Here is a 10,209-nt window from a genome sequence, read left to right as displayed (position 1 = left end):
TTCTCCCGCGACCACACCGGAGCCGCCAACGCCTGACGCCGCCCCCATTCCTCCGCCGCATCGGAGAACACCCGCCGAGACCGCGCCGAACCCGGCACCGGTACCGGTCGGGTGCCGGCCCGCCCACCCACCCGCACCGTGGTCGCGTTCCGTGGCGCACCCCCGGTAGCCATCGAGGCAGAAACAGCCGAGGAGCCACCGGAACCTTCGGTGCTCACCTGCTGGCCCGCCACGACAGGAGCAGCATCACAGGCGCCGGTGCCGGCATCGTCGGTGGTGTCATCGAACAACGAGAGCTGAACAGAAGCTTCGCTGCTCATAGCCCGGCCAGCCACACGTCAGAACCCGACCCAGCCGCCGGCACCGACATCCCGTCGGGTGGATCATCACCGTGATCCCCGGCATACAGACCACGCCCCGCGTAGGTCCACGCCCCGAGGATCACTGTGTCGGGATCGCCGTCCGGACGACCGAACGCATCCACCGGCACCCGGCCCGCCATCGCCGCACCGATCGTGCGCGACCACACCCGCCGCACCGTCCGCAACGCGGTGAACGTGGTCGAGTAGGCCCGTGATTTTGACAGCCAGTGACCACCAAATCCCGCCTGATGGGCCCAGCGGACCAACCGCGGGATGTCACCGGAGTCCCGGCCGAGTGCCGCATCCAACGCCACCGCGAACACCGGATCGTGGCCGAGGCGCCAGCACGTCTCCACCAGCCGGCGCAGATGCGGGGGCAGCGTCAGCCGGCCGAGTGCGGCCAGCGACCGCACCGGATGATCCAACTCACCACCCGCCGCCGCGGACTTGGTGATGTACTTCGCCAGGTAGTTACTGACCCGGGACACATCCGCCGGCCCCTCCAACGCGATCCGGCGGATATCGACCTGTGCGCCCCAGCGCACCGCCCAGCCGTCATCCGCAACGGCGGTGGTGTCAAGGGTGAGCGCGTCCGGATCCGGAGCCGGTACTGCCACCACGCTCAGGACCCCGCGCAGCGCGTCTGCGACCAGCTCACCGGCCGCCCAGGCCGGAGGAGCCGAGCCCGGCCCGTCGGGACCGTCCACCCGGATCACTACGTGCAGGTGGACGACGCCCCGCGCCTGCATCTCCGCGACTTTCACGAACGACAGYCGCGCCGCGCGGCGCAGCCCTGCCACGGTCAGCCCGGCTGCCGCCGCCACCGCCGATTCCGTGCCGTCGCGGGTGGCCTTCCACAACCGGGGGACGAGCGCGTTCCAGACCACCGACCGGCCGTAGGCGTAACAGTCCGCGCACAACGGCGACCCGAGCCGGGAATCCGCCTCATGGTGCCGCTCATGACAGCCCGCCGGTTTCCCATGCGGACACAGACCGCGCCGGGGATGACACGCCCGCACCGGACCCGTCTTCCCGCCCCGCTGGCGCCGTGAGTGCACCGGCCCGAAGCTCGGCGCGGTCAACGTCACGAACCACGCCGGATGAYCCGACACCGATGCCGGCACACCCTTGCCACCCGCCAGCCCGGCCAGGACCAGCCGCCGCGCGTCCCGCTTGTACACCGCCGAACAGGCAGGACACGCCGACTCCCGCCGGTTCCCGCACCGCACATGCAGCACCCCGCCCGGCTCACCGGCACTGGTAAACGCCCGCCGGACCTCACCAGTACCGACATCCACATGATCAATATGGCCGGACAGGCGGATCGGGCGGGAACACCCACCCGCGACCGGCCGGTTTTCGGGCAGGCTCACGCCCACATCCACGGAAACCACCGCGTCCTTTCACCGCACAGGCCCAGCCCGACCCGGAAAAACCCACAGGACGGCCGCAGCCCACACGGACAACGAGAACGGGAACAGAAAAAGACCGGAAGATCAGCAGCGGCGGACCTCAACCGCCAGCCGGACCTACCCGGTCAACCCGTGAACGCACGAAAACCTGAACATCGACAGGACACGCCACATGCGGCACATCTGCACCCCAGACGGAAACGTCAACACGACTGGACACAGACCACAGTCGCGGTCTGTGGTGCAGCAGCCCGAGCCCGGTCCTGCCGCTCCCAGGCGGCTCTACGTGGACAGCCCGTCTATATGGCGTACTGCCTTACATGGCGCAGGGACCGTAGCCCCTCGAATGCCAATACCTACTATACCCGACCTGTCCGGGCTGAAACCAGCAAACACGACAACGGCGACCCCGAACGTCGGCCACGAGGGGAAGGGCCGGACACGTTCAGGGCCGCCAGCTCGACACGGTCACCGCCTACAGCAGCACGGAGTCCTCTCCCRCCGCCAGGACCAGCGCGGGAAAGTGCACCTCCCACACCTCGATCAGCGAGACCACCTCATGGTCACACACCCGCACCCGATGCAGCGTGAACGTCACCCCATCCGGAGTCACATCCGGGTTCGGCTTCGACCCCGCCATCACGACCCGAGGCGACTCGCCGGCGGCAAGCCTCGCCCGCCGAAGCCGGATGCCCACCGCCCACGCGACCCGCGACGCCATCAGCGACGTGAACCGGCGATGCAGCACCACCAGCCCCACCGGGYCGAGCTGTGCAATCCCGATGCTCGCCCCCACCATGATGTCCTCGTCCACCGCCATCTGATCGGACAGCAGCATCTGCTGAGCCTCGCTGTCCGCCTCCACCGCCTCCGGGAAGGAACCAACGATCAGACCGTCACACGGCAGGAGCAGGAACTCCGGAAGTTRCCCGGTGTGAAACTCCCACCCCGCGGCCCCTACCGCCACCGACCCTCTCACGACTCCTCCCAGCCCGGACGACCCAGGCCGGTCACAGGACCGCCACCACCCGGCGTCCCAGAAACGGCAGAGCCCAATACTCCGTCGCCGGAATCCCCCGCATCCGTGCGTAGTCCGCCATCCAACGCAGATCCACGAACGGCGCCACCACCTGAACCCCCGGCACCACCAACGCCCACGCCCCCAACGGGGTCACCAGGCCACCAGGGCCGATCACGCTCCCTGGCCCCGGACCGATACCCGTCGTCGTCATCCCACCCCCAGCCGTCATCATCGTCATCTACCAAGTCCTCCCTGCCCTCGTCCCTCATCGCCACCTCCCGAATTTGTCAGTCGTCGAACTCCCCGACATGGGCACCGGCGACGAAAACCCGCCACTCGACGCCCGAAAAAAGCAACGCCGGACCAAAACACGAAAATTCGTGCGTGGATCCGTCAGTTGGTGAGGGTCGGCAAAATCCCGTCAATCAGCTTGCGGAGTGGATCGCCGAGATCACCGTGATCGGCGTGACGGAGAAGCTGAACTGCGACACAGAGCTGAGAAAGGCGACCGTCACGGCTCGTCAGTACGTCGCCGAACTGGTCGTATACCTGATCTGCGACCGTCGGGACTAGGAGGCTTGTGCAGTACAGGGTGGCCGCATCCGCCCCCGCAGGCGCAGCGCCCCAGAACTCCCAATCGAGCAGGTAAGGAGTCCGCCGAGTGATGTTGGACCACCGCAGGTCACCATGCGCGGTGACCCAGGTTCCCACCGTGGGATCGATCGAGGGGCCGAACAGCCGGACGAGGACACGGCGCAACTGCTCTTGAGTTCGCGGAACACGCTCGGTCGGCTGTGCGGCGAGAGCGTCCAGGGATGCACGCAGAGAACGCCACCAGCCCGCCGTCAGATCGAGTTCGGTACGAAGGACCTCGGTATCAGAGCAGACCTTTTCCTCGATATAGTCGATGACCTCAGCGCGGATTCGTGTCCCGCCCGTATACCATTCGGTTCCCCCCTGCATGGCTGGACGCCGCACACTCCGAGGAAGGGCGTGAGCGGTCGCGGTGCCCGTCCAGACCAGCGGATGTACGTCAGATTCGGGTACAGCCACCACCCGAAGCCAGCGGCGTACGCCGTCGACGTCGGCCACACATCCGATAGAACGGCCACCGATCCCGAGGCGGATGGGCCCGGCCGGGGCAGCGCGGAGACGTCGCGCCGCCTCATCGAGATGGTCAGTCGCGTTGCCCATCACGGCTCCGCCCCCGCGTGGATCGTCAGGTGTTCGTAACGTAGGACTATACGGTGTGGCACACCATCGAAGTGGACCGTGGGAAGCGGAGCTGCCGAGATTCGGTCACCAGGCTTGAGGAGTGCGCAGTGACCGAGCCGGTAGCTCAGCAACACGGAGCCGTCTTCGAGTTGGTACCGCGCCGGATAGTAGAAGGCGTCGCGAGCCGCAGTCACCGCGAGACGATCCAGGGCTGCACCGGGACTGATCATAGATCGTGCGCGGACGAGGGCAACGGTATCGGCATCAGAGCGGATAAGACGCGGATCAAGGTAGACCGAGCCGTCCAAATGCGGAAAATGCAGATGATAAGGTCTTCCGGCTTTACGTCGGGGCACCGGGGGGAGCCTTGACTGAATCCTCTCCCACGCCTGCCGCCCTTGCTCTTCTCCGTAGACCACGAAATCGATATCGCCACGTTCCGTGGCCGGCTTGTACATCGCGGACCCGTAAATTCCCAGCGCGGCAGTGGAAACGCCAAGAATAGCTGCCAGATATTCTAATGTCTCCCGGTGCTCGTCGATCAACTGTGGATCCCGAGTGGAGAGCACACCCATAATCGCCCCCGATTCTACCCGTACCATTTTACCCAAGTTCGGCTGAAGTACTTCCGGTGCGATCCGTCCGACGATGTCGTCATGCTCTTTCCCGGGCAGGCTCAGAACGCGGCTCCACCGTCTACCCCAGAGGCTGAACCCGGTGCCATAGCCGACTTCGGCGGCATAAGCGACGAGGCCGTAGAGGTCCTTATCGATGCTGGCGATCTTCGCGATGAGTAAACCAGCGTCGGTGACCACGATCGAGCAGGCCGGAAGGGTCCGATGATCTATCGGAGCGCGAAGCGGTATCACCGTGTCTCAACCGACGAGAGGATCGGTCGGGTTGGTCGCCGCCATCCCGCCAGCCAGCTCGACACCTGATCAGCCTCAATGACCTGGTAGACGATCTCGCAGAGAACGTCACCGTCGGTCTCTACCCGCACCTCATGCGGGACCCCGACCTTGCCGACCCCCAACGTCGGGCGTGCCGCGCACGTCACCACCGCAGCCGGCGGCGTGCACCGCTCCCGCAGCAGTCCCGCCACCACGAACGCCAACGCCATACGACCCGGCGGCGCTCCCGGCGGGCAGACCACCACAGAACCCACACGCGGCAGGCCGGCCATGCCCAGCGCAACCCGCACCAGTTCTGCCCGGGGCCTTTCGACGAACTCCACGTCCGCCCGAAGCCCGCCGCCCGCCACTGGCCGAGGCCGGGATCCGACCAACACCCCTGCCACACCCGGCAGCGGTACGCGAGGGAACTCCACCATCACTGAGCGGTCAGGACTCGCTTCGCCGTCCGAGTCGACGGTCACAGCCGTGACGATCCCCCCAGGGCCAGCGGCCAACGTGACTGCCGCACCTGGCAACCGGACCGGCCTACAGGGTCGCGCCGCCTGAACGGCGCCGGTCGTATCTGCCATGCAGTGAAGGTAGAGCCACGGAGCGCATCCGGAGGGTACTGTCTATACCCCCAACAGACCCACCTTCCGGGCCAGCTCGCTTGCCTGCTCTCGACGCCGTCCATCCCGCGCGTCCAGCTCTTCCAGAATGATCCGCCGCGCGTGGCCGTTGTACCGGATCGTCTCCGGCGCCGAGTCGTAGGCGTGATCGAGGAGACGAAGCGCTTCGTCGTACTTCCTGTCGATCTGGTAAGCCCGTGCTTGCTCGATCCAATGCCGCGCCTGCCGCGGATGGGACGGGATCACCGCCGCGCGCCACCGTTCCGCCTGTCGTACGCCCTCACCACTCTGTCGCAGCTCGACCGCAACCGTCACGGCGTGCGCGTGCATGACCGTCTGCGAAAACGACGTGACAGGATGAAAGTAGTCGTCCGGCAGTCGCCGCGCGACGGCGTCCGCCGCGTCCCAGTACCTCCAAGCGTTCCCGATCTCGCCACGCCGCGCCGCCGTGTAGCCGCTCTCGAACTGCAACGCTCCCCACAGCGCCGCCACGTCGTCAGTGGCGTCATCGCTGGACAGGCTGTCCCGCAGTAGCGCCGTCGCCTGACTGGCCACGACGTCCGCTGCATCCCAGTCCCCGGCCTCACGATGCGCCTGTGTCATCAGCCAGGCTGCCACCCCGACCGCATGCAGGTCGTCCGAGTCCAGCGCGGTCGAGACACCACGTTCCGCCACCCGCCAGACTAGATCCTGTGCGGGCTGGTAGGACACGAAAAACTGCGTCAGCGCGTACACCTCCGCCAACACGGCCAGCGCCGCACGGCGCTGCGGACCGTCCGCCTCCGCGCGGGCAGTGCGTTGCGCGTCATCCAGAAGCCCGGGCAACAGCCCCCCGAGAACCTCCCGATGATTCGGCGCCGCATGCCTCGCCCTCCAGGCCCAGGTCACCCGCCCCCGTAGATCTGCAACCGAGGGCGCAGGCTGATCGGCGGCTGAGACCGGCAACCTGTTGACAGCAGCCCGCACAGCAGTGAGCCGATCATGCCCTGGGCCGGAGAACAACACCACCGGGATCGACTGACCACCCGTCAGTTCCGCAAGGTCACGCACCCTGAGTGCTTCCGCCAACCGAAGCAACATCGACAACTTCGGAGCAGYCAACCGACCCGTCTCCACCGCCTTCACCCACGACGCCGAGCGACCGACCAGCCCGCCCAGAACCTCCCGCGTCATCCCCCGCCGCGTGCGCAGAACCTTCAGCCGTCGACCGACGGACAGCGCGTCATCCGAACCCGTCCCGCCAACGATCGCCATACCAACTCCCTTCGCACGCAGCGAAAAACCCTTTGATGATGATCCTCGCTAATTATCTCTACGGTTTCAAGGCCGCCCCTCCGGGGCGGCAACCCCCACATCCTGACCAAGCCGGACGTCGAGGCCGAGGGCGCCGCACACGCCACGCCGAACAGGACCCCGGCCGGCCCGGCCGCGCACCGGGATGGGGCCCCGCCTCCCTCCGGTCGGCACCCYACCCGGGSGCGTCGGACCGGCCGCCCGTTCGTCGCGTCGGAGCGTCGCGGGTCCATTACCCCCGCGAGCGTGGGGACGAAAATACGCAACAGAGCGTGCGAATTTCAGGCTTTTTTTGAAGGGCGCCAGCGGCCGGCAGATCCACAGCCGCCGCACCAGTAAACGCAGCAGCCAGCACAAGACAGATCGCTTGAAAGATCGTCGGAGGCGCATCGTAGCCCGCGCATCCGGCCATAAGCGTGGCCAGAACGGCTAGAAAGCACCTTGCGACCGCACTTCGCGGAACGCGATCCCAAGGGCGCCGATACACCGGCTCATACTACAAGGCGCGAGCATCTGTCAGGCAAGAGCAACGGGGCGCCRCCCCGGACCCCGGCCCTTCCTCTGGAGGAGGGGGAGCCGCCGCCGGTCACCAGGAGCCGGGCGCGCGGGACCGCTGATCTCCTCCGCCGGGCGGACACCCGAGGGGTTACCCCAGAACCTCCCGACCGTGCAAGAGCGCACGGCACCCAGCAGGCACGGCCGGAACGTCGGCGCTCTTGCACAGCCAGGAGAACCCGGGGTAAGGCGCAGCCTGCCCGCCCGACGGAGGAGATCAGCTCAGCCAGAAGTCCGTGAAAAATGAAGTTCGCCAGCCTGTTGCGTGCACCGGAACGATCCGTCCTCGAACTTGTCGCCGGTACTGCGCGCGAACCGCCTCGCCAGTTCGACGTGCCCTGGCCGGAGCATGTTGACGGTGAACCGGTCGCCGCCGCCGAACGCCGGATGGCAGCGTGCCGCCCGGGCCAGGCACACCGACACCAGCGGCGGCTCCAGGGACACCGCGCAGAACGAGCTCGCGGTGAACCCGTGCGGCGTGCGGGTTTCGCTCCGGGTGGTGACGATGACGACTCCGCTGGGGAAATGGGCCAGCGCCTCCCGGAGCTGGTCGGGGTCGGGGCCGGCGCCCCGAGCCACCGTCCCTGTCGCCGTGCGGGTGAGCGCTGGCATGCCTGTGCCGCCACCCGGGACGGTCACGCCGCCTCCTCCAGGTCCGGGCGCCGCGTGATGCAGGTCAGCAGGGAACGCGCGCCGACGTTGACATGGTTGCCGTACGGCACGAAGCTCGTGAGCTGCGACACCGTCATCCAGACGAAGTCCGGCGGTACCTCGAGCGGGAAGTCCTCGTCGGCCTCGACGAGCTGGTACCGGTTCTCGGCGTGGTAGAAGCGTCCGCCCTCCTCCGAGTGCACCACGTCGACGAGGATCCGCTCGGGTGGCGCGGCGAGCACGAAGTCGAGGAACGGCGGCTGCTGGTCGCGACCGAGGCCGCGGTAGTTTTCTGGTGAGCAGTTGACGGTGGGCGACATCTCCACGACGTCGCCCGTTCCGGGCTCAGTCCGGGCGTGCACCAGCAGGTGCCGGACGCCCTTGATCCACCTGGTCACGAAGGCGATGACGCCCTGGCAGGTCGGCTGGAACATCGGCTGCGACCAGCTCATGACCTCACGGTTGCTGGCGCGGACGCTGACGCCGATGACGTTGAAGAACAGCTCCAGCTCGTGGGAGATCCGATCACTCGACCGGATCCAGTCCTTGACCTCCGACAGCCGGATGACCTGACGGTCGAGCCGATACCGCGCCTTGACCTCCGTGAACCAGCTCAGCAGCTCGTGGGTGGTGTGCAACGCCTCGCCCCCACCGGTGTCGCCGGTGAGGAATGACATGCCGGACAGCACCGTCCGGGAGTCCATGTTGACGATGTTCTCCGCGTGCACCAGCTCCCGCAGCTGGGGTACGCTCAGCCAGCAGAAGTCGTCACGGACCTCGACATCGTCGTCCACCGCGACKATCATGTTCCGGTTTCGCTTGTTGAGGAACCACGAGCCCTGCTCGGACTGCAGGGAGTCGAAGACGACCMGTCCGGCCCGCGGCGCGAGGAAGTGCTCCAGGTAGKGCACCGAGCTTCCGCCGTGCACCCGGGTGTAATTGCTGCGGGTGGCCTGGACGGTGGGTGAGATCTGCAGCCCGTTGATGTTGCCCGGCTCCATCTTCGCCTGCATCAGGCAGTGCGGCACCCCGGCGAAGCTCTTGACCAGGATTCCGAGTATGCCGATCTCTGGCTGCAGGATGATCGGCTGGCTCCAGGTYGGCACCTCGCGGTGGTCCGTGGCGACCTCTATCCCCTCGATCGAGAAGAACTTCCCCGAACGATGCGAGAGATTCCCTGAATCACCGTCGAAGCCCCATCCGTCAAGCTGGTCGAGCGCGACGACGGATATCTGGTAGGTGTTCGCTTCAGCTCTCTGCTTGAACCATTCGTGGAAATCTGACAGCTGCTGGAACACGGGTCTTYCTCCCATCGTCGACTTGATGCCTACGGATGGCAGGGCACATGTCGGGCGCTCGTCAGTCGAGGCCCAGTCTGGCCGGAGCGGCTTGAAGAGCCGCGGAGACCCGCTCAAGAACCACTAAACCCGGTGCGTCGGGTGGCTGCGTGCGCCGGTGCGCGGCGGTGKGTGATGCCGCCGCGGGGCCGTCCCGGTGGTTCCGGCGTGCTGCCCAATCAAACGTCAAGCGTTCCTCCAGCGGTGTTTCGCAGAATACGGCAGAGCGGGCCGCGCCAGGAGCGGCCGGCGCCTGTGAATCCAGCGGATGGGGTCGCCGTGTACGAGGACAACCGAGCTGTCGAGATGTATGACGTCCTTTACCGCAGCCGGAAGGACTACGCGGCGGAGGCCCGGCGGGTCGCCGAGCTGGTCCGGACCCGCACGCCCGACGCACGCAGCCTGCTCGATGTGGCCTGCGGCACCGGAAACCACCTGGAGCACTTCGCGACGCTCTTCGCCGACGTAGCGGGGACCGACCTGTCGAAGCCGATGCTCTCGGTCGCCGGCCGGCGGCTCCCCGGCCGGCCGCTGCTGCAGGCCGACATGCGTAGCCTGTGGGTTGGCCGGACCTTCGACGCGGTCGTCTGCATGTTCAGCTCCATCGGCTATCTGCGCACTTTCGAGGACCTGGCGGCCGCGCTGCGCTGCATGGCCTCGCACCTGTCGCCGGACGGCACCGTCGTCATCGAGCCGTGGTATTTTCCGGACACGTTTCTGGATGGTTATGTCGCGGCGCACGCGGTGTCCGAGGGAAACCGGGCGATAACCCGTGTCTCCCACTCGACCCGCGTGGGTGACCAGACCCGCATGGAACTGCACTACCTGCTGGCCGGTGCCG

Annotated in this window: 11 protein-coding genes; 1 reads left to right on the top strand and 10 read right to left on the bottom strand. The window is 67.1% G+C overall.

What is annotated here, in order from left to right:
- The 10 genes from CcI156_RS26440 to CcI156_RS22905 form a co-directional block, all read right to left on the bottom strand.
- Window positions 1-320, bottom strand: a 320-nt coding sequence (locus CcI156_RS26440; protein ID WP_076808163.1) for a hypothetical protein, incomplete at its 3' end; no start/stop codon positions are given.
- Window positions 317-1,756 carry a replication initiator gene (locus CcI156_RS22945; protein WP_076808158.1) on the bottom strand — a complete coding sequence of 480 codons (1,440 nt, stop codon included), beginning with the start codon at window positions 1,754-1,756 and terminating at the stop codon, window positions 317-319. The genes CcI156_RS22945 and CcI156_RS26440, both read right to left, overlap by 4 nt.
- Window positions 1,757-2,249: 493 nt before the next feature.
- The gene (locus CcI156_RS22940) at window positions 2,250-2,741 is read right to left on the bottom strand and encodes a hypothetical protein (RefSeq protein WP_254847575.1); all 492 of its coding nucleotides are present in this window, start codon (window positions 2,739-2,741) and stop codon (window positions 2,250-2,252) included.
- A gap of 43 nt (window positions 2,742-2,784) precedes the next feature.
- Window positions 2,785-3,033, bottom strand: coding sequence for a hypothetical protein (locus CcI156_RS22935; protein WP_011438491.1), 249 nt, complete (start codon window positions 3,031-3,033; stop codon window positions 2,785-2,787).
- 155 nt (window positions 3,034-3,188) lie between these two features.
- Window positions 3,189-3,758 (bottom strand): hypothetical protein, encoded by a 570-nt coding sequence (locus tag CcI156_RS22930; RefSeq protein WP_131728954.1) that lies wholly within the window; start codon window positions 3,756-3,758, stop codon window positions 3,189-3,191.
- Between the two features lie 230 nt (window positions 3,759-3,988).
- Window positions 3,989-4,825: a hypothetical protein gene (locus CcI156_RS25285; protein ID WP_131728953.1), complete on the bottom strand. Its 837-nt coding sequence runs from the start codon at window positions 4,823-4,825 to the stop codon at window positions 3,989-3,991.
- A 50-nt stretch (window positions 4,826-4,875) separates the two neighbouring features.
- Window positions 4,876-5,163, bottom strand: coding sequence for a hypothetical protein (locus tag CcI156_RS22920; RefSeq protein WP_198031065.1), 288 nt, complete (start codon window positions 5,161-5,163; stop codon window positions 4,876-4,878).
- Window positions 5,164-5,535: 372 nt separating this feature from the next.
- On the bottom strand, window positions 5,536-6,786 hold the full coding sequence (locus CcI156_RS22915) for a helix-turn-helix domain-containing protein (RefSeq protein WP_076808154.1): 1,251 nt from the start codon (window positions 6,784-6,786) through the stop codon (window positions 5,536-5,538).
- Between the two features lie 816 nt (window positions 6,787-7,602).
- Window positions 7,603-8,019, bottom strand: coding sequence for a flavin reductase family protein (locus CcI156_RS22910; RefSeq protein ID WP_023842034.1), 417 nt, complete (start codon window positions 8,017-8,019; stop codon window positions 7,603-7,605).
- Window positions 8,016-9,329, bottom strand: coding sequence for an NDP-hexose 2,3-dehydratase family protein (locus CcI156_RS22905; RefSeq protein ID WP_076808152.1), 1,314 nt, complete (start codon window positions 9,327-9,329; stop codon window positions 8,016-8,018). The genes CcI156_RS22910 and CcI156_RS22905 overlap by 4 nt, the downstream gene beginning before the upstream one ends.
- A 318-nt stretch (window positions 9,330-9,647) precedes the next feature.
- Here CcI156_RS22905 and CcI156_RS22900 point away from each other — a divergent pair.
- The coding region (locus CcI156_RS22900; protein WP_254847574.1) for a class I SAM-dependent methyltransferase at window positions 9,648-10,209 on the top strand (562 nt) is incomplete at its 3' end.

The sequence above is a fragment of the Frankia sp. CcI156 genome, assembly GCF_001983015.1.
Taxonomy (GTDB): Bacteria; Actinomycetota; Actinomycetes; order Frankiales; family Frankiaceae; genus Frankia; species Frankia casuarinae.
Note: the sequence above shows the minus strand (reverse complement) of the source record. Positions and strands in the feature narration are given on the sequence as shown.